The sequence below is a fragment of the Acidovorax sp. FG48 genome, assembly GCF_057809085.1.
On the sequence record NZ_JBMDJH010000002.1, the window covers coordinates 335,979 to 360,665 of the forward strand.

The window sequence follows — 24,687 nt, forward strand, 5'->3', positions numbered from 1 at the left end:
CCTTGTGGCCCCATGCTGCCCGCCGTTGCCCGCCCTGATTCGATTCGCAGACTCTTCCGAAGGACCCCCCGATGACACCGTTTAGGCCCCTGTCCCTGTCCATCCTGTCCCTGGCGCTGGGCGCAGCGCTGTGTGCGCCGGCCCAGGCGCAGAGCCTGCTGGAGCTGGTGGAATCCGCCCGTACCTATGACACGGCCTGGCAGTCGGCGCGTGCGCAGCTGGACGCCGCCGCCCGCAAGGCCGACCAGGCCCGCGCCGGCCTGCTGCCTTCGGCAGCACTGACCGGGGGCCTTACCCGCTCCGACGTGGAGCTGAGCAGACCCAAGATCGAGAACACCGGTACGGCGCAGACGGTGGGCATCAACGCCTCGCAGCCGCTGTACCGCCCCGCCAACCGCATCACGCTGGAGCAAGGCCAGCGCGGCGTGGACGTGGCCCAGGCGCAGCTGGACGCAGCCACGCAAGACCTGCTGGTGCGGGTGAGCCAGGCCTACTTTGATGTGCTGGCGGCGCAAGACACCCTCACCTTTGTGCAGGCCCAAAAGGCTGCCGTGTCCGAGCAACTGGCTGCCGCCAAACGCAATTTTGAAGTCGGCACCACCACGGTGACCGATTCGCGCGAAGCACAGGCCCGTTACGACCTGGTGATTGCCCAGGAGATCGCTGCCGAAAACGATCTGCGCGTGAAACGCCTGGCGCTGGACCAACTGGTCGGCATCACCGGCACCAAACCCCTGCCCCTGGCCCTGCCCGTGCAACTGCCCAGCGTGGTGCCTGACAACCTCACCACCTGGGTGGATACCGCCCGCGACCAGCAGCCCGGCGTGCGCCAGGCTGCCATTGCCCTGGATATTGCGCGACTGGAAACCAAAAAGGCCGAAACCGGCCACCTGCCCACGGTGGACCTGCAGGCGGGCTACAACGTCACGCGCAACCTGCACGGCACCATCACCTCGCCCGGCGTCACGGCCCGCAGCAATGCCGCCAGCGTGGGCGTGGCGCTGAACATGCCCCTGTTTGCCGGCTTTGCCGTGCAAAACCGCGTGAAGGAAACCCTGGCGCTGGAAACCAAGGCCGAAGCCGACCTGGAGACCGCCCGCCGCAACGTGGCCCAGGCCACGCGCGCCGCGTTCTACGGCGTGCAGTCCGGCCAGGGCCAGGTGCGGGCCCTGGAAGCAGCCGAAGCCTCCAGCCAGAGCGCGCTGGACGCCAACAAGCTGGGCTACCAGGTGGGTGTGCGCATCAACATCGACGTGCTCAACGCCCAAAGCCAGCTCTATCAGACCAAGCGCGACCTGGCCCAGGCCCGCTACAACGTGCTGCTGGGCACGCTCAAGCTGCGGCAGGCGGCGGGGACGCTGACGCAGGAAGACATCGAGGCCATCAACGCGCTGCTGGTGCGCTGAAACCTCCTGCCGGTGCAGCACCGGCGCCAAAAACTGCGGCCACAGCCGCGATTTCGCTCTTGTCATCCCAGGCGATGGTGGGGGCCACCACCACACGGGCGATCAGCAGCCCCAGGTTGAGCGACAGAAACTGGCGCACCAGCGCGGCAGCCTCCACGTCGCGGCGCAGGCGCCCTTCGTCCTGCAACTGCGTGAAAAGCGTATGCAGCGGCTCCCACACCGCATCCCGCCACGTGACGGCAAAGCGGCTGCGTGCCGCCTCGCTGCGCAGCACCTCCACAACCAGCAAGCGCACCAGGTCCGGTGCCTCTGACAGCATACGCAGGCGCTCGGTCAGCAGCGCGCGGTGCCAGGCCTGCAGGTCGTCGCCGCAGCGTGCGATGGTCGTGCGCAGATCAGCAAGCGACAGGGGGGCCAGGTGGGCCAGCACCACCTCATCCATGACTGCCTGCATCAGACCCTCCTTGGACGCGAAATGCTTGAACAGCGTGCGCTCGGTGGTGCCCGCCTCGGCGGCCACTTCCCGCGTGGTGGTCTGCGCCACACCCTGGCGCCCAAAGAGCTGGGCAGCCGTCCACAGGATGTGACCATGCAGCGCCTCATTGCGCGGGCGGCCCCGGCGCGGGGGAATGGGGAGTTCGGTGCTCATGCACATAAGTATTGCACACGCTTTACTTAATCATTGGAATTAAGTATAGTTTTTGCTATACCAATTTGAAAGCCATTCCATGATCTCCAGCTACCAGGCACTTCCCCTACCCCGCAGTCTTGTCACCGCCCTGCCTGCTGTGGTGCCGTCTTACCCTGTGCACAGGCGCATTCCCGCCGAGCCGCTGCGCCTGCCCTGGCCGCTCAAGGCGCTGGGTTCTGCCGATTCGGGCATAGACGTGCTGCCCGACGGGCGGCTGCGTTGCTGGATCCGCCACGAGGTGCTGCGCGGGGTCACGCCCACCATGCTGGCTTGGTGGTTTGCGCATCTGGAGGGCGATGTGGAGGTCTGCGGGCGGTGCATTGCCCGCTACCGGGTCTGGCACCCCTACGACCACGTGCACGCGGGCTATGCGCGTCGGCTGCCGGACGGCAGCGTGGGGCCGGGGGCCGTGTTGCGCATCAAGGAGTTTCTGGGCGGCGATCCCCGGTTCCTGGTCGATGTGGAGAGCGAGATCGAAAAGCTCGACGAGGAAGGCTTCATCCACAACCCCATCGTGCATGGCCTGCGTGGCATTGCACGCATGGAATACAGCTTCCGCGCCGTGCCCGGCGGCACGCAATATGAGAACTGCCTCATCGTCGGCCCGGACGCCCGCTGGGGCCGTGCGGGCCAGTGGCTGCAGCCGCTGGCGCAGCGGCTGGCCTTTCCGCCGGGCAAAGGCGACGCCTGGTTGCGCCACAACATCGAGGAGGTCGGGATGTTCGAGCACTTCCTGCCCGCGCTGTACCAGAGCGAGATGGAGTGTTGATGGACTATGTTTTTGATAGCTTTCAGCGCTTACTGAATAATCCCTGGAGGCTGATTTACCGGCCAGCGCCCTGCACCAGCAACTCCACCACTGCGGCTGCCGTTGCGGCAGCGCCACCGCGGTGTGTGGCGGCAAAATCCAGGGCCTGCGTGCGCGCCTGCGCCCGGCGCTCCGCATCCCCTACCAGCGCGCAAGCCGCTTCCACGCCCTCTGCCATGTCCCCCACCCGCTGCGCCGCCCCCGCCGCACAGGCCAGCTCCGCTGCCTCGGCAAAGTTGAAGGTGTGCGGGCCCAGCACCACAGGGCAACCGCAAGCGGCCGCCTCGATCAGGTTCTGGCCGCCCAGCGGGGCGAAACTCCCACCCAGCAAGGCCACATCGGCGAGGCCGTAATACAGCGCCATTTCACCGATCGAGTCCCCCAGCCACACGTCAGCCGCCCCAGGCGCTGCCGCCCAGGTGCTGCGGCGCGACACCGACAAACCTGCGCGCTGCAGCAGCTGGTGCACCTCGTCAAACCGCTGCGGGTGGCGCGGCACGATGAGCCACTGCACGGCGGGCAGATCATCGCCAGGCGCTTCACTATTGATAGCTGCCGAGGCATGATCCACTGGCGCTTGGGACGATTTTTGCCGTATTTTCTGGATCTGCTCCAGCCACATGGCCTCTTCGCCCTCGCGGCTGCTGGCCAGCAACACCACGGGGCGGCCGGTGCGGGTGCGCCACTCGCGGCCCCGCTCCAGCAGTTGTGCGTCGGGCACCACGTCGAACTTGAGGTTGCCCAGCACGCCACGCACCGGCGCGCCAATGGCTGCGAGCCGCGTGGCGTCCTCCTGGGTCTGGGCCCAGACGGCCGCGAGCCCTCCGTAGGCGGGTCGCGCCAGGGCCGACAGGCGCTGCGCCTTGCGCAGCGATGTTTCGTTGAATCGCGCATTCGCCAGCACCAGCGGAATGCGCCGCTGCCGGCAGCCCGCCACCAGGTTGGGCCACACCTCGGTTTCCATCAGGATGCCGATGGCCGGGCGGAACTTGCGCAGGAAGCGCCCCACCGCACCCGGCGTGTCCCAGGGCTGCCACACCTGCACGTCACCGGGCAGCAGCAGCTTTTCGCCCTCGGCCCGCCCCGTCGCGGTGCCGTGGGTGAGCAGCAGGCGCATGCCCGGCAGTTGCTCGCGCAACTGGGCCAGCAAGATGGCGGCGGCCCGGGTTTCGCCCAGCGACACCGCATGCACCCACACAAACCGGCCCAGCGGGTCGGTGCTGCTGTGGGGCATCAGGCTGTCGATGGGGGCCGGGTACCGGCCAAAGCGCTCGCCCACCGCGTGGGCGTACCCTGGCTCGGCCACCGCACGGCGCCGCAGCTTGCGGCGCAGCAGCGGCTGCGCGCTCCAGGTCAGCAGCGAATACAGGGCCCGCGCGACGTTCATGCGGGCACAGACACGCTGAGCACACCACCCGCCCAGCCGCTGTCGCTGCGCGCGGCCCAGACGATGCAGGGCGCGTCATCCGGCGCAGCCACCACACAGCGGCCACCGGGCGCCCAGAAGGTGCTGCGCCCCGCACTGACGTAGCCGCCGGAGGTGCCGCTGTAGTTGGCCGCGAGTACGGCCATGTCGTGGTCGCGCGCGTAGCCTTCCAGCAGGGCCGATTCCGCTGCGTAGGCCTTCTCAGAAATCAGCACGCCCGCCGCATACAGCGCTGCGCCAGCGCCACGGGCGGCCTGGGCATGCTCGGGGTGGGTGATGTCGGCGCACACGGCCAGTGCCGTGGGCTCGCCCGCCACCAGCTGCACCTGTGCGTCGTCCGAGCCCGCGCTGGCAAATTGTTCTTCGCTGTCGTGCAGATGGCGCTTGCGGTACAGCGCCACGCTGCCGTCCGGCCCCAGCAGCCAGGCTCCAATGGCGGGCCGTGCGCCTGCCTGCACCGGCGCTGCCGGAGCCCCCACCACCAGCGCCATGCCATGGCTCTGGGCCGCCTGGCGCAAGGCTGCCAGCACGGGGTGGTCGGCCGTCAGCACATGGTCGGCCATGAGCGAAGGCTCGTAGCCGATGAGCGACAGCTCCGGGAACTGCAGCAGTTGCACGCCCTGATGGGCAGCGGCCCGCACGCAGGCCAGGTGCGTTTGCAGGTTGCGCTGAAGATCGCAAGGCGCCGACGGCGTCTGGGCGGCTGCGACACACAGGGGGGTGGAGAGCGAGAGCATCGGGCGTGCGGCAGGCAATGTCAGTGGCTGGCTGCGCCCACATGGGCGTCGGGCTTGACCCGGTGCAGCAGCGCCAGCATGGCAGCCTCGATGCGGGCCAGGGCTTCGGGGGTGTGGCCCTCAAAGCGCAGCACCAGCACGGGCGTGGTGTTGCTGGCGCGGATCAGGCCAAAGCCATCGGGCCAGTCCACGCGCAGGCCATCGATGGTGCTGATGGCGGCGGGGGCGGCAAAGGTCTCTGCGGCCAGGGCCTGCAGCTCAGCCGTCAGGCGGTGTGGCTCGCCTTCTGCACAGGCCACGTTCAACTCGGGGGTCGAAAAACTGGTGGGCAGCGCGTTCAGCACGGCGCTCGGGTCGCTGCTGCGGCTCAGGATCTCCAGCAGGCGGCAGCCCGCGTAGGTGCCGTCGTCAAAGCCGTACCAGCGTTCCTTAAAGAAAATGTGGCCGCTCATCTCGCCACCCAGGGGAGAGTTCGTCTCCTTCATGCGCGCCTTGATCAGCGAGTGGCCGGTCTTGAACATCACCGGCACGCCGCCGGCCGCCGCAATCGCAGGCGCCAGGCGCTGGGTGCACTTCACGTCGAAGATGATTTCGCCACCCGGCACGCGGGAGAGCACGTCTTGCGCAAACAGCATCATCTGGCGGTCGGGGAAGATGTTGGTGCCGTCCTTGGTCACGATACCCAGGCGGTCGCCGTCGCCGTCAAACGCCAGGCCCAGTTCGGCGTCGCTGGTCTTCAGGGCCTCGATCAGGTCGCGCAGGTTTTCGGGCTTGCTCGGATCAGGGTGGTGGTTGGGGAAGTTGCCGTCCACCTCGGAGTACAGCTCGGTTACCTCGCAGCCCAGCGCCCGGAAGATGGCGGGCGCCGAGGCGCCCGCAATGCCGTTGCCGCAGTCCACCACGATCTTGAGGGGGCGGGCCAGCTTCACATCGCCCACAATGCGCTCGCGGTACGCGGGCAGCACATCCACATGCCTCACCAAGCCGCCGGGCACCAGCTGCCAGCTTTCTTGCTCCATGGTGCGGCGCAGGGCCTGGATCTCGTCGCCATAGATGGCGCGGCCGTTCAGGACCATCTTGAAGCCGTTGTAGTCCTTGGGGTTGTGGCTGCCCGTGACCTGGATGCCACTGCTGCACAGCGTGCTGGCCGCAAAGTAGAGCAACGGCGTGGTGACCAGGCCCACGTCGATCACCTCGATGCCCGCCTCCACCAGCCCCCGGATCAGCGCCGCCGACATCGCGGGGCCGGACAGGCGCCCATCCCGCCCCACCGCCACGGTGGTCTGCCCTTCTGCACGGGCTGCCGTGCCAAAGGCCCGGCCCAGGCCCAGGGCCACGTCTTCGTTCAGGGTGGACGGCACGATGCCGCGGATGTCATAGGCTTTGAAGATGGCGGGGGTCGGTTGCACGCAGGGGGGCCTTTCGCAGAGGGGTTGAAAAGTCCGCTGCATTGTAGGCGGCGGCCTCGCCGGTATTTGTCAGTCGATGCCGCAGGCGCCAGCCCCACACCCTCCCAAGGCACAGGTCCGAAAACGGCCAGTGGCCGGGCGCCAGACTCCTATGATCTGGCCCATGACCTCCACCGCCCTGCCCTCTAGCTCCATCGCCGACACGGCCGCCGACGAAGGCCGCTACCTGGCACTGCAGGCGCGCGACGCGCGGTTTGACGGGCATTTTTTCACCGGGGTGACGTCCACCGGCATCTACTGCCGCCCTGTCTGCGCCGTGCGCACGCCCCGGCGCGAGAACTGCCGGTTTTTTGCGCTGGCGGCGCAGGCCGAGAGCGCCGGGTTTCGCCCCTGCCTGCGCTGCCGGCCGGAGCTGGCCCCGCAGGCTATGGCGTGGTCGGTGCAAGACGCCAGCGGCATCCTGGTGCAGCAGGCCGTGCGCCTGCTGGATGCCCCCGACCTCTGGCCCACACCGGCTGTACCCGGCGAGGGCAGCGCCACCGTGGCCCGCCTGGCCGAGCGCTTGGGCGTGAGCGACCGGCACCTGCGCCGCATTTTTGAAGCCGCCTTGGGCGTATCGCCACTGCAATACCTGCAGACGCGGCGGCTGCTCACGGCCAAGCAGCTGCTCACCGACACCGCGATGCCCGTGACGCAGGTGGCACTGGCCAGTGGGTTTGCCAGCGTGCGGCGGTTCAATGCAGCCTTTGTGGGCCACTATGGCCTCAACCCCACCCAACTGCGCCGCCGTGGAGCCGCGCCAGTCCGCACAGACGGGCCTGGAGCCAGCAGCACGCTTCGCCTGGCGTGGCGGCCACCGTTCGATGTGGGAGCGCTGCTGGCGTTTTTTGAGCGGCGCCAGTTCCACGGGGTGGAATGGGTGCTGCCCCAGGAGGCCACCTTGCGCCGCACAGTGCGCCTGCAGCATCCGGCATCGGGCAGCGCAGGCCTCGCCCCGGAAACCACGGGCTGGTTCAGCGCCCGCTTTGACGTGGCGCGCAACCAGGTGCTTCTGCAAACCAGCGACAGCCTGTACCCAGTGCTGCCGCTGGTCATCCGCCGGGTGCGTGCCATGCTGGACCTGGATGCCGACCCGGCGGCCATCAACGCCGTGCTGCACACGCATTTCCCGGACGGCGACGGCCTGCGCGTGCCCGGCGCGTTTGACGGCTTTGAGCTGGCCGTGCGCGCCGTGCTGGGCCAGCAGATCACCGTGGCAGCCGCGCGCACACTAGGCCAGCGGCTGGTGGAGCGGCTGGGCGAGCCCATCGCCACGCCCTGGCCCGAGCTGCACCGGCTGTTTCCCACCGCAGCCACCCTGGCCCGCGCCGACGGCGACACGCTGGGCCAACTGGGCATCGTGCGCCAGCGGCAGGCGGCCATCGTGGCGCTGGCCCGCGCGGTGGACAGCGGCGCCCTCGCCCTGCATGCGGGCGCCGACGTGCCCAGCACCACCGTCGCCCTGTGCGCCCTGCCCGGCATTGGCGACTGGACGGCGCAGTACATCGCCATGCGGGTGCTGCGCTGGCCCGACGCCTTTCCGGCCGGTGACGTGGCGCTGCACAAAGCGCTGGGGGTACAGCAGCACAAAAACCCGGCACGCGCGGCGCAAGAAGCCTCGCAAGCCTGGCGCCCCTGGCGCAGCTATGCCGTGTTGCGCGCCTGGGCCGCTGGCAGCAGCGGTGCCGGCACGCCTGCACCTGCAGACGCCCAGAACTATCAAAACCATAGCGCCTCAGGCAATAGGCACTAGCGCATGGTGCCGATTTCGCCCCAAAACGTCCCCCATCACCCTCTAGCGACCGCTCCATATGCAGTTTCACCCCCTCACCGTGCAGGCACGGGCCGACACCCCGCTGGGGCCCGTGCGGCTGGCCGCCTCCCCCACCGGCTTGTCGGGCGTCTGGTTTGAAGGCCAGCGCCACGAGCCCACCGCCCAACTGCACGGCCCTAGCGCCTGGGCGTTGGGGCCAGGCCATCACCCCGTGTTGCAAAAGGCCGCGCACCAGCTGCAGCAGTACCTGGCCGGAGAGCGCCAGCACTTCGACCTGCCGCTGGATCTGTCCGGCGGCACGGCATTCCAGCAATCCGTGTGGCGCGCGCTGCTGCAGATTGGCCGGGGCCAGACCACCAGCTACGGCGCGCTGGGCCGCCAACTGCGCAACCCCAGCGCCGTGCGGGCCGTGGGCGCGGCGGTAGGCCGCAACCCGCTGAGCGTGGTGGTGCCCTGCCACCGCGTGCTGGGCGCCGATGGCAGCCTGACCGGCTACGCGGGCGGCCTCGATCGCAAGAGGGCTTTGCTGACGCTGGAGAATGCACCCCTTTTTGCCGCCGCCACCCCTCCCATGAAAGCCACTGCATGAACAGCCCCGCCACCCGGCCCGTCTCCACCTGGATCGGTGAATTCATCCTGCTGGCCGCACTGTGGGGCGCGTCGTTCCTGTTCATGCGCCTGGGCGCGTCCGACTTTGGCCCCCTGCCCACTGCCGGCCTGCGGGTGGCGCTGGCCACGGTGTTCCTGTGGCCCATCATGCTGCGCCAGGGCCACTGGCCTGCGCTGCGCGCGCACTGGCGGCCCATCCTGTTTGCGGGCGTCATCAATTCGGCGATTCCGTTCTCGCTGTTCTCGTGGGCGGTGCTGCACATTGCCACGGGCCTGACCTCGATCCTCAACGCCACCGTGCCGCTGTTTGGCGCGCTGATCGCCTGGGTGTGGCTGGGCGACCGCATCAACCGCCTGCGCTGGGTGGGGCTGGCGCTGGGTTTTGTGGGTGTGGCCCTGCTGGCCTGGCGCGCCCCCTCTGGCACCGGATTCAAGACCGACCATGCCCACTGGGCCATTGCGGCCTGCCTGCTGGCATCGGCGTTTTACGGCGTGTCGGCCAGTTTTGCGCGGCGCCACCTCACAGGCCTGCCGCCGCTGGCCACGGCCGCCGGCAGCCAGCTGGGCGCGGCGCTCGGTCTGGCGCTGCCCACGCTGTGGCTGTGGCCGGCCCAGATGCCCGGCGTACGCGCCTGGGCGGCCATTCTGGCCATTGCCGTGCTGTGCACCGGCATTGCCTACATCCTGTACTTTCGCCTGATCGAGCACGCGGGCCCCAGCCGGGCGCTGGCCGTCACGTTCATCACCCCCGTGTTTGCCGTGCTGTATGGCACGCTGTTCCTGGGCGAGAGCATCACGCCATGGATGGTGGGCTGCGCGCTGGTGATCGTGTGTGGCACCTTGTTGTCAACCGGACTTATCAGGACGCTGCGTCCCGCCCGGGCCGCCTCAGAACAGGCCTAAACTTGACACATGGTTTTTTTATCGGGTGCATGCTTTCTGAGGAAAGCCCCATGCGACACGGGTCGCGACATGCCCCCGCTCCTCCCGCAGGGTCGCCCGCCCGTCGTTAGCGCCCCTCCAGCTCTCTTCAAGGCGTGTTCGCGGCACCAGGCCGCCCAAGGAAAACGCCATGGGTAACAACACGCTGCTCGCAGGCACGGCCCTCATGCTGCTGCTGTTGGTGCCGGTCTGGCTGTCACCACAAGAGTCGCTGCACCCCTCCCGGCGCACGCTGATCCTGCTCGGAGTGGCGGGTGGGCTGGTCTCCATCGCCGCCTTTGAGGCCCTGCGCTGGAACGCGCCAGAGCTGCACATCGTGGCCTACCCCACCGCCACGGCGTTCATGGCGCTGTTCTTTGGCGTGCCGGCGGCGGCCATCACCGCCCTGCTGGCCTTGCAGGCGGCGCTCTGGACCGACACCTCGGCCGCCTGGCCCGCCACGTCAGTTCTGGGGGGCGCACTGGCCACTGGCTGGGGTTGGCGCAGCCTGGGCAGGCGCTGCGCCTGGCCCGACTGGGCACCGCTGGCGGGCCTGACCCTCACGCTGCCGCTGGTGGCGTCGCTGGTCACCACGGCCACCGGCGCGGCCCCCGAAGGCACCAGCAACCTGCACTGGCACCACGGCGCCGGGGTGTTGATGCTGGGGATTGGCTGGCTAGTGATCGCCGCCCGCTCCCGCGCCGAGCTGGCGCGCAGCGAGATCCAGCAGACGCTGGGCCAGCAAGAGCACCAGCTGCGCCTGGCGCTGGACGCCCTGGGGGGCGGCCGCTGGCAGTGGGATGTGGTGGAGCGCCAGTTTTCGTGTGACGGCCGGTTTTACGAGGCCTATGGCATCACCAGTGCCGACATGCAGTCGCCCGACCTCTGGCAACGCTGGTACGCCCGGCGACACCCGCTGGACGCCGAACGCAATGCCGCCAAGCTGGCGCGCGCCATGGACGGGCTGGAGGAAAGCTACGAGGCCGAGTTCCGCGTGATGGACACCAAGGGCCAATGGCGCTGGCTGATGTCGCGCGGCACCGTTGCCAAGCGCGACGCCCAGGGCCGCCCGGCCAGCCTGATCGGCATGGACGTGGACATCACCGCCCACCGCGAAGCCGAGGAGGCGCTGCAATCTGCCGAGGCCAAATACACCACCTTCTACCAGACGCTGCCCGACCCGGCAGGCATCACCCGCATCGCCGACGGGCGCTACATCGACGTGAACCCGGCGTTCTGCGAGCTCCTGGGCTTCAGGCGCGAGGAGGTTCTGGGCCGCACCTCGTCAGAGCTGCAGATCTGGGCCAACGAGCACGAGCGCAAGCGGCTGCTGGAGACCTACCAGCGCGAGGGCAAGGTGGACCGGTTGCCCCTGGTCGCGCAAAGCAAAGGGGTGCAGGTGCCGGGCCTGATGTCGGCACGCTCTGTGCTTGTGAATGGCGAAAACTGCTTTGTTTTCGTTTTCCACGACATGACCGAAGCCCAACGCACCAGCGACGAACTTCGGGCGCTGTACCACCAGTTGCAGCAAGCCGGCCGCCTGGCCCGGCTGGGCGCGTGGGAGGACGAGCGCGGGCGCGGACTGGTGTACTGGTCGGACGTGTGTTTTGACATCCACGGCCTGTCCCCCAACCAGCCGCCGCCCAGCGACTACATCGACCGCCATGTGGCCCCGCAGTACCGCGAGGCGCTGCGCGAAAAATTCCGCCAGAGCATCCGTTCGCGCACCGAGTGGAGCATGGAGATGGAGGTCTATCACGCCGACGGCCATCTGCTGTGGGTGCGCGCAAGCGGCGAACCGGTGATCGAGAACGGCCGCGTGGTCAAGGTGCGCGGCGTGATGCAAGACATCGACGAGGCCAAGCGCGCCGACCAGCGCCTGCGCCAGTCCGAGGAGCGCTTCTCCCGCATCTTCCACCTCATGCCCTACCCCATGGGCCTGTCGCACCGCAGCGACGGCCGCTATGTGGACATCAACCCCGCCTGGGTCGACATGCTGGGCATTCCCCGCGAGGAAGCGATTGGCCGCACCGCCGTGGAGCTGGGCATCTTCACGGCCGAAGACCGCCAACGCCTGATGGAGCAAGTCAGCCAGACCGGCCACCTCAGCGACTACGAAGTGACGCTGAACGTGCGCAATGGCCCCCGGCGTACCGTGCTGCAGTCGATGCGCGCCACCGAGTTTGACGGCGAGCCCTGCTGGCTGTTCTCGGTGCACGACATCACCGACCGCAAGCGCAACGAGGTACAGGTGCGTGAACGCGAGGCCCTGCTGTCGCTCACCATCTCCGCCGCATCGCTGGGCCTGTGGGACTGGGACCTGCAGACCGGCCTGGTCACAGGCGACCGCCGCTGGCGCGCCATGCGCGGGCTGGCGGCGACCGGCGACACCACGGCGGCCGTGCAATGGACCACGGCCATCGCCCCAGACGACATCGACCGCATCACTGCGGAATTGGCGCGCCACACCGCCCACCTGGGCACACCGTTCGACGCCACCTGGCGGCTGAACCAGCCGAGCGAACCGGTGCGCTGGGTGCGCAACCTGGGCAAGATCGTCGGCTTTGACGAGCAAGGCCGGCCAGCCCGCATGCTGGGTGTGGCCATCGACGTGACCCCACAGCGCGAGCAAGAGGTCATGCTGCAGCGCCTGGCGCTGTACGATGCCCTCACCGGCCTGCCCAACCGCGTGCTGCTGGCGCGCAAGCTGCAGGAATGCATGGCCCAGGCCCGTGACACCGGCAAGCAGCTGGGCGTGGCCTACCTGGACCTGGACGGTTTCAAGCCCGTGAACGACCGCCTGGGCCACGGCGCGGGCGACCGCCTGCTGGTGGTGGTGGGCGGCCGGCTCACACGCGCACTGCAACCGGTTGACACGGTGGCCCGGCTCGGGGGCGACGAGTTCGTGATCCTGATGCCCGGGCTGGAGTCGGTGGCCGACTGCGAGCGCATTCTGGGCCGCGTGATGGAAAGTGTCTCGGCCCCCTACACGCTGGACACCGAGCGCGTGGTCGTCACGGCCAGCATTGGCTACACCATCTTCCCGCAGGACGACGCCGACGCCGACACCCTGCTGCGCCATGCCGACCAGGCCATGTATGCCGCCAAGCAGGCCGGGCGCAACCGTTTTCACCAGTTCGACGCCGCCCAGGAGCGCGCCGTGCAACTGCTGCGCGCCCAGGGGCACTACCTGCGCGAGGCGCTGGCGCAAGCCCAGTTCACCCTGTACCTGCAACCCAAGGTGGACATGCGCAGCGGCACCGTGGTGGGCGCCGAAGTGCTCTCGCGCTGGCTACACCCCGAGCGGGGCCTGGTGCCTCCCGGCGAATTCTTGCCGCTGCTGGAGGGCACCGACCTGGAGATCGGCTTTGGCGAATGGGTGGCCGAGGCGGCGCTCACGGTGCTGGAGCAGTTGCAGGACCAGGGCATGCCCATGCCGCTGAGCATCAACATTGCCGCCCAGCACCTGCAGCAACCGGGCTTTGCCGACTGGGTGGCCGACTGCCTGGCGCGGCACCCCCGGGTGCCAGCGCACCTGGTCGAGATCGAGATCACCGAAAGCGCCGCCCTGTACGACCTGAGCGCCGTGGCCGACACCCTGAACGCCCTGCGCGCCATGGGCGTGACGGTGGCGCTGGACGACTTTGGCACCGGCTACTCGTCGCTGACCTACCTGCGCCGCCTGCCCATGGACACGCTCAAGATCGATCAGAGCTTTGTGCACGGCATGATGGGCGACCCCGGCGACCTGGCAATCGTGCAGGGCGTGATCGGCCTGGCCCGCTCGTTCGGCTACCGGGTGATTGCCGAGGGGGTGGAAACCGTCGAACAGGGGCAGATGCTGCTGCAGCTGGGCTGTTTGCAGGCACAGGGCTACTGCATCGCCCGGCCCATGCCGCTGGAGGACTTCATCGGCTGGACACCCCACTGGCAGCCCCCTGCAGGGTGGCAGCGCAACCGGCCGATTTGAAAACACTGAAATCACTGCCAAGCGCTAGTGCCATATGCGCTGGCAGCTATGGTTTTGGTAGTAACCAAGCATTCTCTTCGTCCCCTGGAGGCAGGCCTTGAACATCCGCGAACTCGGCGCCGAAGACCTTGCCCCTCTGCTTGGCCTGTACACCCACCTGCACGAGCATGACGACCCGCTGCCCTCTGGACCCGAGGTGCAAGCCGTATGGACCGAAGCGCTCGCCAACCCACGCATTCGGTACTTTGGAGGGTGGGATGAGGCCCTGTTGGTCGCGTCCTGCACGCTGACCATCATCCCCAACCTCACGCGCGCCTGCCGCCCCTATGGCGTCATCGAGAACGTAGTGACCCACGCAGCCCATCGCAATCAGGGCTGGGGGCGCGCGCTGCTGCAGCACACCCTGGCCCATGCCTGGCGAGAGCGCTGCTACAAGGTCATGCTGATGACAGGCCGCAAGGACGAACACACCCTGCGTTTTTACGAGCAGGCGGGGTTTGACCGGCACGGCAAACAGGCGTTTGTGGCCAAGCCACCGCAGTGACTCGGCAGGACCAGCACGGCGCCCGCCCTGCTGGTTGGCGCTGGCCTGCACTCAGCCCACCAGGTCCTTCACCTGCTGCAGCGCCGCCGGGTCTTCCATCGTTGTCAGGTCGCCTGGATCGCGCCGCTCGGCCACGGCCTGCAGGGCGCGACGCAGCAGCTTGCCGCTGCGGGTCTTGGGCAGCACGGTCACAAAGTACACGCGCGACGGCCGCGCCACGGCGCCGAGCTGGTGGTCCACCTGCTTCATCACCTCGCCTTCGAGCTTGAGCCGTGCAGCGTCATCGGTAAGCCCTGACGCATCGCGCGCCACGGCAAACGCCATCGCCACCTGACCTTTCAGGCTGTCGGCCACGCCCACCACGGCCACTTCGGCAATGTTGGGGTGGGAGGCAATGCTCTCCTCGATCTCGCGCGTGCCCAGGCGGTGGCCGGCCACGTTGATCACATCGTCCGTGCGGCCCAGGATGAAGTGGTAGCCGTCCGCATCGCGGATGCCCCAGTCGAACGTGCTGTAGATCAGGCGGCCGGGGATGCTCTTCCAGTAGGTGTTCACAAAGCGGGCGTCGTCGCGCCACACGGTCTGCATGCAGCCGGGGGGCAGCGGGCCTTCGATGGCGACCACGCCTTTCTGGTTGGAGCCTGTCAGCTCTTCCCCCGTGGCCTCATCGATCAGCTTCACGCCGTAGCCGTACATGGACTTGCCCGGGCTGCCGAAACGTGTGGTTTGTTTTTCCACGCCATTGGCCAGGGTCAGAATGGGCCAGCCGGTTTCAGTCTGCCAGTAGTTGTCAATGATGGGCACTTGCAGCGCGTCGCTGATCCACTGGGCGGTGGGCTCGTCCAGCGGCTCGCCCGCCAGCCACAGGGCCTTGAGGCTTTTCACGTTGTATTTGGCGAGGTAGGCCGGGTCCTGCTTCTTGAGCACCCGCACCGCCGTGGGGGCCGAGAACATGTGCGTGACCTGGTACTTCTCGACAATGCTCCACCACACGCCCGCATCGGGCCGCGTGGGCAGGCCTTCGTACATGATGGTGGTCATGCCCGCGATCAGCGGGCCGTAAACAATGTAGCTGTGGCCCACCACCCAGCCGATGTCACTGGTCGCGAAAAAGACCCCCACGCTCCGCCGCTCGCGCGGGTCGCTGCCCCCCGAGGGGGCCGCGTTTTCACCTTGGGGCGGCCCGGCGGTGAAAACCTCATCCCCCGCCTTGGCATCAAAGATGTGCTTCATGCTCGCCGCCAGCGCCACGGTGTAGCCGCCCGTGTCGCGCTGCACGCCCTTGGGCTTGCCGGTGGTGCCGCTGGTGTACAGCGTGTAGCTGGGGTGGGTCGATTCCACCCACTCGCATGGCACCACGGTGTTCAGGTGCTGCTCGCGCAGCGGCGCCCACTCATGGTCGCGACCCGCCTGCAGGTGCATGGGCGCCAGGCCCCGGTTCACCATCAGCACCGCCGCGGGCTTGTGTTTGGACAGCGCAATGGCTTCGTCCAGCAGCGGCTTGTACGGCACCACCTTGCCGCCGCGCGACCCGGCATCAGCACTGACCACGGCCACCGGCTCGGCATCTTCGATGCGCGAGGCCAGCGAGCCCGAGGCAAAGCCGCCAAACACCACCGAATGCAGAGCGCCAATGCGCACGCAGGCCAGCATGGCAAACGCGGCCTCGGCAATCATGGGCATGTAGATGAGCACGCGGTCGCCCTTCTTCACGCCCAGCGACAGCAGCACGGCCGCCATGCGCTGCACCTCGGCATGCAGCTCGGCAAAGCTGTAGCTGCGTTCGGTGTCGGTTTCTGTCGATATCGCCACCAGCGCCGCCTGGCTGGCGCGCGTGGCCAGATGGCGGTCTACCGCGTTGTGGCACAGGTTGGTGGTGCCGCCTACAAACCATTTGGCAAACGGCGGGTTGCTGTAGTCGCACACCTGCTGCGGGGGCGTCTTCCAGTCGATCAACTTCGCCTGCTCGCTCCAGAAGGTGTCGCGGTGCTCGATGGACTGGCGGTAGAAGTCGGCGTAGGTGCTGTGTGCGGTCATTGTGGGAGTCTCCTCGGCATCTCTCTCGCCCTGCCAGGACAGCAGGTTTTGAATTCATAATTATTCATGACGGGCTTGCGGCAAGCTGACGTGGCGTGCCTTGTTCGCTGCCACAAGGGTTCGAAGTGCCCCTGGAATATGGATATGTCGGCAAGCGTCACACAGGCCTGTCACACTCCGGGGCCATGCAAACAGCGCAGCCCCCGGCCCCCACCTCCGTCCCTTTCCGCGAAGCCTTTTTGTTCTGGCTCAAGCTCGGGTTCATCAGCTTTGGCGGGCCGGCTGGCCAGATCGCCATCATGCACGCCGAGCTGGTGGAGCGGCGCCGCTGGATCAGCGAAAACCGCTTCTTGCACGCCCTCAACTACTGCATGCTGCTGCCCGGCCCCGAGGCGCAGCAGCTGGCCACCTACATCGGCTGGCTCATGCTCCGCACCTGGGGCGGCATCGTGGCGGGGGCGCTGTTCGTGCTGCCTTCGCTGTTCATCCTGATCGGGTTGTCGTGGGTGTACCTGCGCTTTGGCGACGTGCCCGTGGTGGCAGGCATCTTCTATGGCATCAAGCCCGCCGTGACGGCGCTGGTGCTGCATGCGGCGCACCGCATCGGCACCCGCGCGCTCAAGAACGGCTGGATGTGGGGCATTGCTGCCGCGTCGTTTGTGGCCATCTTTGCGTTCGACACGCCCTTCCCGGCCATCGTGCTGGCGGCCGGGCTGATCGGCTACTTTGGCGCGCAGCGCTGGCCCGCCGTGTTTGCGCTGGGGGGCGGCCATGCCAACGCCCACCAGGGCTATGGCCCGGCCCTGATCGATGACGACACGCCAACGCCCACCCATGCGCGCTTCTCCCGCGTCCACCTGGTCAAGGTATTGTTGGCGGGGCTGGGGCTGTGGCTGGCGGCCATGGGCCTGCTGGTGGCTACGCAGGGCTGGCAAGGCACGCTCACGCAGATGGGCTGGTTCTTCACCAAGGCGGCCATGCTCACCTTTGGCGGCGCGTATGCCGTCCTGCCCTATGTGTACCAGGGCGCGGTGGAGCACTACCAGTGGCTCAGCGGCCCGCAAATGATCGATGGGCTGGCCCTGGGCGAGACCACGCCCGGCCCGCTGATCATGGTGGTGGCGTTTGTCGGTTTTGTGGGCGGCTGGCTGCAGCAGGTGTGGGGGCAGGACTCACTGTTCGCAGGCGCCGTGGCGGCGGCCACGGTCGTGACCTTTGTGACCTTTTTGCCCTCGTTCATCTTCATCCTGGCGGGCGGCCCGCTGGTGGAAGCCACGCACGGCAAGCTGGGCTTTACGGCGCCGCTGTCGGCGATCACAGCCGCTGTGGTGGGCGTGATCCTGAACCTGGCGCTGTTTTTTGCCTACCACCTGCTGTGGCCGCAGGGCTTTGGTGGCCGCTTTGATGCCGTGTCGGCCGTCATCGCGGTGGGGGCGCTGGTGGCGCTGTTCCGCTTCAAGCTGGGCGTCATGCCGCTGCTGGGCGGCTGTGCGGTGGCGGGGTTGCTGGTCAAGGTGGCCGTGCCCTACTTCGCCTGACCGGAATTCACACCAACCACTATGATTTTGATAGCTGCTAGCGCTTGAAAATCGTGCGCTAGCAGCCGATTTGGCTCAAAAACTGGTTATTTGATCAGCCCGAGCACGTCCTTGAACGCAGGGTGCTCGCAGCTGCCCAGCCATTCAAATGCCACCATCTCGGTGGTCACCAGCTCGGCACCTGCGCCGGCCAGGCGGTCGAAGGCGGCGTCGCGGTTGCGTTCGGTGCGCGAGCCGCAGGCGTCGGTCACCACCCAGACTTCAAACTCGTCGTCGATCAGGTCCAGCGCGGTCTGCAGCAGGCACACATGGGCTTCGCACCCGGCGATGACGATGGTGCCGCGCTCGGGCGCCTGCTGGGCGGGCTTTTGCAGGTGTTTGGGCAGGCTGCGTGCGTTGCCGCCCTGGGGCTTGGCCGGGGGGCGCAGCCATTCGCCCAGGCCTTCTTCGGCAGCGCTGAAGTGCATCTTGGCCAAGGTCTTTTGGCACAGGGCGCGGAGCGCTGCGTCGTTGGCGCCCAGTCGCGAGGGGTTTTGCTCGGTGCCCCATACGGGCACGTCCAGCATGCGGGCGATCTCGGCCAAGCGGCGGGCGTTGGCCAGCACGGCGGGGCCTTCGTGGATGGCGGGCATCAGGCGCTCCTGGTAATCGACCAGGACGAGTTGGGATTCGGTGGCGTCAAGCAGCATGGTGTGTTCGATCGTATGTTCTGGAATGCGCTGGCCGGGACGGGGCGCAGGGGAATGGCGCATTGTCGCAGCCCGGCGGCGCCGGTTATGCAGCCAGGACCGACCGCAGCGCCGCCGCCAGCGGCCCGGCCATGGCCACCGCGTTGCTGGGGTGCGGAATGCAGTCCGTGCTCCACACCTCCCCTACCCCGGCGTCGTGCATCGCCTGCAATGCATCGCCCGCAAACAACGCATGCGTCACGGCCACGTCCACCGAGGCGGCCCCCGCCTGCAGCAGCAGCCGGGCGGCCAGCGCCAGCGTGCGGCCGGTACTGGCCACGTCGTCCAGCAGCACCACGGCCCGGCCTTGGGCGTTGAGGGCGGGCAACTCTATAGCGACATTGCTGTCGCCATGGCGCACCTTGGTGCACACGGCATGGTCAAAGCCGTGGCGCGCGGCGGCCTGGGCAATCCATTGGGCGGATTCGCCATCGGGGCCCACCAGCAACGCATTGGGGCGGCGCTGGGCGATCAGGTCGGCCAGCGGCTCGGCGCCGCTGAGCACCACCGCCTGCGGCACGGGGATGGCCTGCTCCAGCCGGTCGATGCGGTGCAGGTGCGGGTCCACAGTGATGACGGCGTCAAACAGCCCGGCCAGAAACCCGCCCACCACCTGCTGGCTCACGGCCTCGCCGGGGTGGAACGCGATGTCCTGCCGCATGTAGGCCAGGTACGGCGCCACCAGCGTGAGGTGCTGCACGCCAAGGCTGCGGGCGGTGCGGGCAGCCAGCAGCAGCTCCACCAGTTTTTCGTTGGGCTGGTGCAGGCTACGCAGCAGCACGGCTTGGCGTGGCAACTGGCCTGCGGCATCCACGGGCAGGCGCAGCTTGAGTTCGCCATCGGGGAAGCGGTGGCGTTCAATGGCCTGGGCGGGCAGGCCTGCAGCCTGTGACAGGCGCAAGGCGGGTGCTTCTTCATCGTCAAAGTACAGCAGACAGGAGGCTTGTGGCGCAGACATGGTCAGAACTCCACAAACACGCGCGGCACCTCGTCGGCCGTGCCCAGGCGGTAGCCGCTGTCCCGCTCGCACGCGTGGCGCGCAAACTCCAGGTCGGCCGGGTAGCTGGCATGCACGCGGTACAGCAGGTCGCCAGCGGCCACGGTGTCGCCCAGCTTGTGCATCAGGTCCACCCCGGCGCCCGGCACCTTGGGCGCACCGGCCAGCCGCGCCACGCGGGCGATCTGGTAGTTGTCGATGCCCGCCACCACGCCGCTGGCGGGTGCCACCACATCCAGCGTCAGCGCACCCAACGCTGGGTGGTTGTGGTCAAACCCCGTGGCGCCCTGGGCGGCGATGATGGCGTTCATGCGCGCCAAGGCCCGGCCCGAGTCGAGGATGTCACGCGCAATCGCGTAGCCGTCGCCGCCGCGGACATCGGGGTCGCACTCGATCAGGCGCCCGGCCAGGCGCAGTGCCTTTTGCCGCAGGTCGTCGGGCGCGCGGGGGTCGTTTTGCAGCACACGCATCACATCGCGGGCCTCCAGCACCGGGCCCACGCCCTGGCCCACAGGCTGGCGGCCGTCGGTGATAACCACGTCCAGCGACAGGCCCATGCGCCGCGCCACATATTCAAACAGGCGGCGCAGGCGTTGCGCGTCGGGCATGGACCGCACCTTGGCCGTGGGGCCGATCGGGATGTCGAGCACCAAGTGGGTGGCCCCGGCGGCTACCTTCTTCGAAAGGATGGACGCCACCATCTGCCCGGCCGAGTCGATGGAGAGTGGCCGCTCCACCGAAATCAGCACATCATCCGCGGGCGACAGGTTGGCGGTGCCGCCCCAGGCCAGGCAGCCCCGGTAGTCGCGCACGATGTCGGCCAGTTGCTCCAGCGGCAGCTCCACCTTGGCCAGCACCTCCATGGTGTCGGCCGTGCCAGCGGGCGAGGTGATGGCGCGTGACGAGGTCTTGGGGCACAGCATGCCGTGCGCCGCCACGATGGGCACCACCAGCATGGTGGTGCGGTTGCCGGGGATGCCGCCAATGCAGTGCTTATCCACCACCAGTGGTTCGTGCCAGTCCAGGCGCCGGCCGCTGTTCACCATGGCGTCGGTCAAAAAGAAAACTTCTTCCCGGTCCAGCTCGCTGCGGTGGCAGGCCACCACAAAGGCGGTGAGTTCGATCTTGGAATACCGGTGGTCGGCAATGTCGCGCACGATGGCGCCAAAGTCCTCGCGCGTGAGGCGCTCGCTGGCAATCTTGCGGAACAGCGCACCCATGGACTCGGGCGGCTCGGCCTGGGCCACCGACACGGTATGGCCGTTGTCCACGCCCAGCTGGGCAAACGCGTCTTCCGACAGGCCCAGTTCATTGCAGCCCACGATGGCGAGGTCGTCCACCACGTTGACCGTGGCCAGAATGCGGCGGCCGTTGGCGCGCACCTCGATCTTGGACAGGGCCTGGAAGCCCTCGGCACGATATACGGCGCAGTCGCGGTGCAGGTAGGCGACGTTCTCGCGCCAGGTGTCTATGGCCACGCGGCGCAAGGCCAGCTGGGAGCGGGACTGCGTGCCTGCGGGGTCGGCCGAGGCGACGCTCGGGTTGACCAAGGGAGCGGTAGGTGACGAGGTGGTGGGCTCAGCGTGCATCGCACCAGCCTATACCGAAAATGCCCGCACAGGCTGCGGGATCACCCCGGGTCAGCGGGTTCGGGCTCTCATCTCCGGACTTGCTTGATGTGCGTCAAGCAAAACCGGTCACGGCGCCGCAGCGGGCTGCAACCGCAGCAAGCGCCCTTGCGGGCTGTCGGTCAACAGGTACAGCAGGCCGTCGGGCCCCTGGCGCACGTCGCGAATGCGCTCACCGTTGCCTTGCAACAGCCGTTCTTCCTTCTGCACCTTGCCACCCGCCACCTCCAGCCGGTGCAGGGTGCCAAACTTGAGCGACCCGACAAACAGGCTGCCCTGCCACGCCGCGCCGTAGCGCGTGCTGGTCAGGAACGCCATGCCCGAGGGGGCGATGGACGGTGTCCACTGGTGCAGCGGCTGTTCCATGCCTGCGCGCGTTGTGCCTTCGCCCATCTTGCCGCCGCCATAGTTCTCACCGTAGGTGATCACCGGCCAGCCGTAGTTGCGCCCAGGCTGGGGCAGATTGATTTCGTCACCGCCCTGCGGGCCATGTTCGTGCATCCACAATTTTCCGTCGGGACCTATCGTGGCGCCCTGGGGATTGCGGTGGCCGTAGCTCCAGATCTCGGGCAACGCGCCGGGCTGTTTCACGTAGGGGTTGTCGGGCGGCGCTGCTCCGCCCGGGGTGATGCGTATGACCTTGCCGTGGTGGTTGTCGAGCTTTTGGGCGTCGTCCTTGCGGTGGTAGCGCTCGCCCAACGCCACAAACAGGTTGCCATCACTGGCCTGGGCAATGCGGCAGCCAAAGTGCAGCGCGCTCTCGACCTTGGGCCGCTGGCTGAAGATGATGCGCATGTCCTGCAGTCTGCTGGCATCTGCCGACAGGGTGGCGCGCGCCACCGCCGCGCTGTTGCCCGCCGTGCCACCGACGGCGGGCTCGGCAAAACAGAAGTAGATACGGCGGGTGCGGGCAAAGTCGTTGTCGGTCACCACGTCCAGCAGGCCGCCCTGCCCGCCCGCTGCCACCGGCGGGACCCCTGCCAGCGCAGGCCCCACCTGCCCCGTTGCACTGACCACGCGCAGGCGCCCCGGGCGCTCGGTCACCAAAAACTGCCCGCCGGGCAAAAAGGCCACCGCCCAGGGATGCGCCAGACCGGTGGCAACGGGCACCAGCGACACCGATGGCACAGGGGCGGGCGCATTTTGGGCATGGGCGCCGGTCTGCGCGCCCGTCACTATCAAAAACAGAGCTAGCTGCGCTTTGTGCAACGGCGCTACCGGCCGATTTGGTGTCCAACCCATGCCTTCAACCTCCTTGTATTCCCGGGCCATGCTTTACGTCCTGCACCAGCGCGGTACAGCCCCCATCTGGCGCACATCTTGCGAGCTGCAGTTGCCTGTGAAAAGGCTGGAACCACCGATTTATCTGAATGAAATCAACAGCTTGTAAAAACGATTATTTTTTATAAATAACCATATCGTGGTACCCTTCGCCCCCATGTCCAGATGGTTATGCACCCTCATCCTTGCCTGCGCCAGCGCAGCGCATGCTGCGCCCCAGGGCACCAATTCTGACGATATGGACCGCTTGCTCGCGGACAAAGGGCTGTTTACCCGACTCGAAGACGTGAGCCACAAGGTGGCTGACAAGGCCCAGACCGTGGCGGGCCGCGCGGGTGACCTGGTGGTCAACGCCATGGGTTTTTTGGGTGTGCCCTACAAGCGTGGCGGCAACAGTGCCGAGACCGGCTTTGACTGCAGCGGCTTTGTGCGCGCTATCTACGAGCAGACGGTAGGGCTTTTGCTGCCCCGCCGTGCTGATCAGCAGGCAGCCGCCACCCAGGTCATCGACAAGAAAGAGCTGCAACCCGGCGACCTGGTGTTCTTCAACACCATGCGCCGCAACTTCAGCCATGTGGGCATTTATGTGGGGGACGGCAAGTTCATCCACTCGCCCCGCAGCGGCTCGGAGGTCCGGGTGGAAGACATGGGCGTCGCCTACTGGGCACGCCGCTTCAATGGCGCGCGCCGTGTGACGCCGGGCGAAGGTGTCGAGAGCGCCCAGGCGCCCCAGGCGCAGAAATAAATCGTAAAACGCTCCCGGCTTCCCCCATTGGCGGGCCGTGGTGATCAGGGCTTGACCACGTACACCGTCTCGGTGCTGCGGATCGGGCCGCCAGTCACATTGACCGGCCCTGCAGACGGATCGCCCCGCAGCAGTGCCTTGGCTGCTGCCATGTCCGACTGATATCGCGCCCGGGCCTCGGACTCACACCGCTTGCGCTCCGCCGTCGGTATGGCCCGGCACTCTTCCAGGCTTACCTTGAGCCCGCCCCCCGCTTCACGAATGGCCGACTGGTAGCGCTGCTGCGGCGTGGTGTCAGGCACGGCACCGCGCGCCAGGGATGCTTCGTCGCTTTGCGCCTGGGCGGCAGTAGGAAACGACAGTACACCGCCCAAGGCCATGGCGGCTACCAATACGGCGGCCGCGCGAGCCACCAACCGACTCCATAACGAGCGCTGGGCCCCAGCCGGTGCGACGGAGTACGAAATGAATGGGGTGGATGACATAGTGAACATGGTGGGTACACCTTTCTGTCTTGAGAGAAGTCTGCGGCAGTGGTGGGTACGACAAGCACCCCACCGCCCTTTACGAGCCTCACTGTAGCCCCGGGCGCAACCTGCGCGGCGCCAGCACCGGCCGCGCTACCATGTCGGACACCACCCACAGGGCGTTGCCATGCACCACACCCCCGCGCTGCCCCCCGATGCTGCGACTGCACACGACAAGGGCTATCTCCGGCGCCTGCTGTCAGAGCGCAACCAGACCCCAACCAGCGGCACCGGGGCGATTGACGCCGCCATTGAACAGGCGTTTGTGCGCAGTGTCGCCATCCTGGTGCTGGACATGTGCGGCTTCTCCCGCATCACCCAGCGCCACGGCATCATCCATTTCCTGGCGATGATTCACCAGATGGAGCAGGCGGCGCGCCCGGCCATCGAGGGCAACGGCGGCGAGGTCATCAAGCAGGAGGCCGACAACCTGTTTGCAGTCTTCGCCACGCCCGAGCAAGCGCTGGAGGCTGCCCTGGACACCCTGCGTGCCCTGAGCGCCATGAACACCGTGCTCCCCCCCGAGCGGGCGCTGAACGTGAGCGCAGGCATTGGCTTTGGCCCCACCCTGGTGATTGCGCGCGAAGACCTGTTTGGCCCCGAAATGAACTGCGCCTGCAAACTGGGCGAAGACATTGCCATGGCCAACGAGATCCTGCTCACCGAGGCGGCCTGGGGCAGCCTGCCCACGGGGCGCTATGTGTGCTCACGCACCGACCACCAGATATCGGGGATGGAATTGCACGCTTACCGCTTTGATCGCTGCCTTTTTGACCGCCCCTTGCATCCCTCGGCCGCCCCAAACCCCAGCCCATCCCCGCCTGCGGGACGCTGACAGGGGGCATTGTCCGACAGCATTTGGACTGCCCGAT

The 24,687-nt window shown here is 67.7% G+C and carries 20 protein-coding genes; 10 read left to right on the top strand and 10 right to left on the bottom strand.

Annotation, left to right across the window (positions count from 1 at the left end; translation table 11 throughout):
* Positions 1–71 precede the first annotated feature (71 nt).
* Positions 72–1,406 carry a TolC family outer membrane protein gene (locus ACODSU_RS04595; protein ID WP_488840446.1) on the top strand — a complete coding sequence of 445 codons (1,335 nt, stop codon included), beginning with the start codon at positions 72–74 and terminating at the stop codon, positions 1,404–1,406.
* On the opposite strand, the gene ACODSU_RS04600 is transcribed toward ACODSU_RS04595, so the two are convergent.
* Entirely contained in the window at positions 1,384–2,055 is a 672-nt protein-coding gene (locus ACODSU_RS04600; protein WP_488840448.1) for a TetR/AcrR family transcriptional regulator, read from the bottom strand. The genes ACODSU_RS04595 and ACODSU_RS04600 overlap by 23 nt on opposite strands.
* Before the next feature lie 79 nt (positions 2,056–2,134).
* Here ACODSU_RS04600 and ACODSU_RS04605 point away from each other — a divergent pair, with 79 nt between their 5' ends.
* Positions 2,135–2,866, top strand: coding sequence for a DAPG hydrolase family protein (locus ACODSU_RS04605; protein ID WP_488840450.1), 732 nt, complete (start codon positions 2,135–2,137; stop codon positions 2,864–2,866).
* Positions 2,867–2,921: 55 nt separating this feature from the next.
* On the opposite strand, the gene ACODSU_RS04610 is transcribed toward ACODSU_RS04605, so the two are convergent.
* The 3 genes from ACODSU_RS04610 to ACODSU_RS04620 are packed head-to-tail and all read right to left on the bottom strand — an operon-like array spanning position 2,922 to position 6,477.
* Entirely contained in the window at positions 2,922–4,292 is a 1,371-nt protein-coding gene (locus tag ACODSU_RS04610) for a 3-deoxy-D-manno-octulosonic acid transferase (RefSeq protein WP_488840452.1), read from the bottom strand.
* Positions 4,289–5,068, bottom strand: coding sequence for a carbon-nitrogen hydrolase family protein (locus tag ACODSU_RS04615; protein ID WP_488840454.1), 780 nt, complete (start codon positions 5,066–5,068; stop codon positions 4,289–4,291). The genes ACODSU_RS04610 and ACODSU_RS04615 overlap by 4 nt, the downstream gene beginning before the upstream one ends.
* A gap of 20 nt (positions 5,069–5,088) precedes the next feature.
* Positions 5,089–6,477 carry a phosphomannomutase/phosphoglucomutase gene (locus ACODSU_RS04620; RefSeq protein ID WP_488840456.1) on the bottom strand — a complete coding sequence of 463 codons (1,389 nt, stop codon included), beginning with the start codon at positions 6,475–6,477 and terminating at the stop codon, positions 5,089–5,091.
* 163 nt (positions 6,478–6,640) lie between these two features.
* On the opposite strand from ACODSU_RS04620, the gene ACODSU_RS04625 reads away from it, so the two are divergent.
* From ACODSU_RS04625 to ACODSU_RS04645, 5 genes are all read left to right on the top strand, one after another.
* Positions 6,641–8,269, top strand: a complete 1,629-nt coding sequence (locus ACODSU_RS04625) for a DNA-3-methyladenine glycosylase 2 family protein (RefSeq protein ID WP_488840458.1) — start codon at positions 6,641–6,643, stop codon at positions 8,267–8,269.
* 58 nt (positions 8,270–8,327) lie between these two features.
* Positions 8,328–8,879, top strand: a complete 552-nt coding sequence (locus ACODSU_RS04630) for a methylated-DNA--[protein]-cysteine S-methyltransferase (protein WP_488840459.1) — start codon at positions 8,328–8,330, stop codon at positions 8,877–8,879.
* Positions 8,876–9,802 (top strand): DMT family transporter, encoded by a 927-nt coding sequence (locus ACODSU_RS04635; protein WP_209819615.1) that lies wholly within the window; start codon positions 8,876–8,878, stop codon positions 9,800–9,802. The genes ACODSU_RS04630 and ACODSU_RS04635 overlap by 4 nt, the downstream gene beginning before the upstream one ends.
* Before the next feature lie 169 nt (positions 9,803–9,971).
* Positions 9,972–13,790, top strand: a complete 3,819-nt coding sequence (locus ACODSU_RS04640; protein WP_488840461.1) for a sensor domain-containing protein — start codon at positions 9,972–9,974, stop codon at positions 13,788–13,790.
* A gap of 97 nt (positions 13,791–13,887) precedes the next feature.
* On the top strand, positions 13,888–14,334 hold the full coding sequence (locus ACODSU_RS04645; RefSeq protein WP_488840463.1) for a GNAT family N-acetyltransferase: 447 nt from the start codon (positions 13,888–13,890) through the stop codon (positions 14,332–14,334).
* Positions 14,335–14,385: 51 nt separating this feature from the next.
* On the opposite strand, the gene ACODSU_RS04650 is transcribed toward ACODSU_RS04645, so the two are convergent.
* Positions 14,386–16,371 (bottom strand): propionate--CoA ligase, encoded by a 1,986-nt coding sequence (locus ACODSU_RS04650; protein WP_488840465.1) that lies wholly within the window; start codon positions 16,369–16,371, stop codon positions 14,386–14,388.
* A 185-nt stretch (positions 16,372–16,556) separates the two neighbouring features.
* Between ACODSU_RS04650 and chrA the strand changes: the two genes are divergently transcribed.
* Positions 16,557–17,909, top strand: a complete 1,353-nt coding sequence (chrA, locus tag ACODSU_RS04655; protein ID WP_488840467.1) for a chromate efflux transporter — start codon at positions 16,557–16,559, stop codon at positions 17,907–17,909.
* 86 nt (positions 17,910–17,995) lie between these two features.
* Here chrA and ACODSU_RS04660 read toward each other — a convergent pair whose 3' ends face one another.
* The 4 genes from ACODSU_RS04660 to ACODSU_RS04675 form a co-directional block, all read right to left on the bottom strand.
* The gene (locus ACODSU_RS04660) at positions 17,996–18,598 is read right to left on the bottom strand and encodes an isochorismatase family protein (RefSeq protein WP_137745505.1); all 603 of its coding nucleotides are present in this window, start codon (positions 18,596–18,598) and stop codon (positions 17,996–17,998) included.
* An 85-nt stretch (positions 18,599–18,683) separates the two neighbouring features.
* On the bottom strand, positions 18,684–19,595 hold the full coding sequence (locus tag ACODSU_RS04665) for a ribose-phosphate diphosphokinase (protein ID WP_488840470.1): 912 nt from the start codon (positions 19,593–19,595) through the stop codon (positions 18,684–18,686).
* Positions 19,596–19,597: 2 nt separating this feature from the next.
* Positions 19,598–21,127 carry a thymidine phosphorylase family protein gene (locus tag ACODSU_RS04670; protein WP_309828836.1) on the bottom strand — a complete coding sequence of 510 codons (1,530 nt, stop codon included), beginning with the start codon at positions 21,125–21,127 and terminating at the stop codon, positions 19,598–19,600.
* Positions 21,128–21,331: 204 nt separating this feature from the next.
* Complete coding sequence (locus ACODSU_RS04675) at positions 21,332–22,504, bottom strand: PQQ-dependent sugar dehydrogenase (RefSeq protein ID WP_488840472.1); 1,173 nt, start codon at positions 22,502–22,504, stop codon at positions 21,332–21,334.
* A 196-nt stretch (positions 22,505–22,700) separates the two neighbouring features.
* Between ACODSU_RS04675 and ACODSU_RS04680 the strand changes: the two genes are divergently transcribed.
* The gene (locus tag ACODSU_RS04680; RefSeq protein ID WP_488840474.1) at positions 22,701–23,288 is read left to right on the top strand and encodes a C40 family peptidase; all 588 of its coding nucleotides are present in this window, start codon (positions 22,701–22,703) and stop codon (positions 23,286–23,288) included.
* A 44-nt stretch (positions 23,289–23,332) separates the two neighbouring features.
* Here the strand turns inward: ACODSU_RS04680 and ACODSU_RS04685 are convergent, their stop codons facing one another.
* Positions 23,333–23,782 (bottom strand): hypothetical protein, encoded by a 450-nt coding sequence (locus ACODSU_RS04685; RefSeq protein ID WP_488840475.1) that lies wholly within the window; start codon positions 23,780–23,782, stop codon positions 23,333–23,335.
* 160 nt (positions 23,783–23,942) lie between these two features.
* Here ACODSU_RS04685 and ACODSU_RS04690 point away from each other — a divergent pair, with 160 nt between their 5' ends.
* A complete protein-coding gene (locus tag ACODSU_RS04690; protein ID WP_488840477.1) occupies positions 23,943–24,650 on the top strand; it encodes an adenylate/guanylate cyclase domain-containing protein in 708 nt (235 codons plus the stop codon).
* Positions 24,651–24,687: the final 37 nt, after the last annotated feature.

Excerpts from the sequence above, each read along its gene's own strand:
- ACODSU_RS04595 (WP_488840446.1), top strand. The coding sequence starts at position 72 with ATGACACCGTTTAGGCCCCTGTCCCTGTCCATCCTGTCCCTGGCGCTG.
- ACODSU_RS04600 (WP_488840448.1), bottom strand. The coding sequence starts at position 2,055 with ATGAGCACCGAACTCCCCATTCCCCCGCGCCGGGGCCGCCCGCGCAAT.
- ACODSU_RS04605 (WP_488840450.1), top strand. The coding sequence starts at position 2,135 with ATGATCTCCAGCTACCAGGCACTTCCCCTACCCCGCAGTCTTGTCACC.
- ACODSU_RS04610 (WP_488840452.1), bottom strand. The coding sequence starts at position 4,292 with ATGAACGTCGCGCGGGCCCTGTATTCGCTGCTGACCTGGAGCGCGCAG.
- ACODSU_RS04615 (WP_488840454.1), bottom strand. The coding sequence starts at position 5,068 with ATGCTCTCGCTCTCCACCCCCCTGTGTGTCGCAGCCGCCCAGACGCCG.
- ACODSU_RS04625 (WP_488840458.1), top strand. The coding sequence starts at position 6,641 with ATGACCTCCACCGCCCTGCCCTCTAGCTCCATCGCCGACACGGCCGCC.
- ACODSU_RS04630 (WP_488840459.1), top strand. The coding sequence starts at position 8,328 with ATGCAGTTTCACCCCCTCACCGTGCAGGCACGGGCCGACACCCCGCTG.
- ACODSU_RS04635 (WP_209819615.1), top strand. The coding sequence starts at position 8,876 with ATGAACAGCCCCGCCACCCGGCCCGTCTCCACCTGGATCGGTGAATTC.
- ACODSU_RS04640 (WP_488840461.1), top strand. The coding sequence starts at position 9,972 with ATGGGTAACAACACGCTGCTCGCAGGCACGGCCCTCATGCTGCTGCTG.
- ACODSU_RS04650 (WP_488840465.1), bottom strand. The coding sequence starts at position 16,371 with ATGACCGCACACAGCACCTACGCCGACTTCTACCGCCAGTCCATCGAG.
- chrA (WP_488840467.1), top strand. The coding sequence starts at position 16,557 with ATGCAAACAGCGCAGCCCCCGGCCCCCACCTCCGTCCCTTTCCGCGAA.
- ACODSU_RS04660 (WP_137745505.1), bottom strand. The coding sequence starts at position 18,598 with ATGCTGCTTGACGCCACCGAATCCCAACTCGTCCTGGTCGATTACCAG.
- ACODSU_RS04665 (WP_488840470.1), bottom strand. The coding sequence starts at position 19,595 with ATGTCTGCGCCACAAGCCTCCTGTCTGCTGTACTTTGACGATGAAGAA.
- ACODSU_RS04675 (WP_488840472.1), bottom strand. The coding sequence starts at position 22,504 with ATGGGTTGGACACCAAATCGGCCGGTAGCGCCGTTGCACAAAGCGCAG.
- ACODSU_RS04680 (WP_488840474.1), top strand. The coding sequence starts at position 22,701 with ATGTCCAGATGGTTATGCACCCTCATCCTTGCCTGCGCCAGCGCAGCG.
- ACODSU_RS04685 (WP_488840475.1), bottom strand. The coding sequence starts at position 23,782 with ATGTTCACTATGTCATCCACCCCATTCATTTCGTACTCCGTCGCACCG.
- ACODSU_RS04690 (WP_488840477.1), top strand. The coding sequence starts at position 23,943 with ATGCACCACACCCCCGCGCTGCCCCCCGATGCTGCGACTGCACACGAC.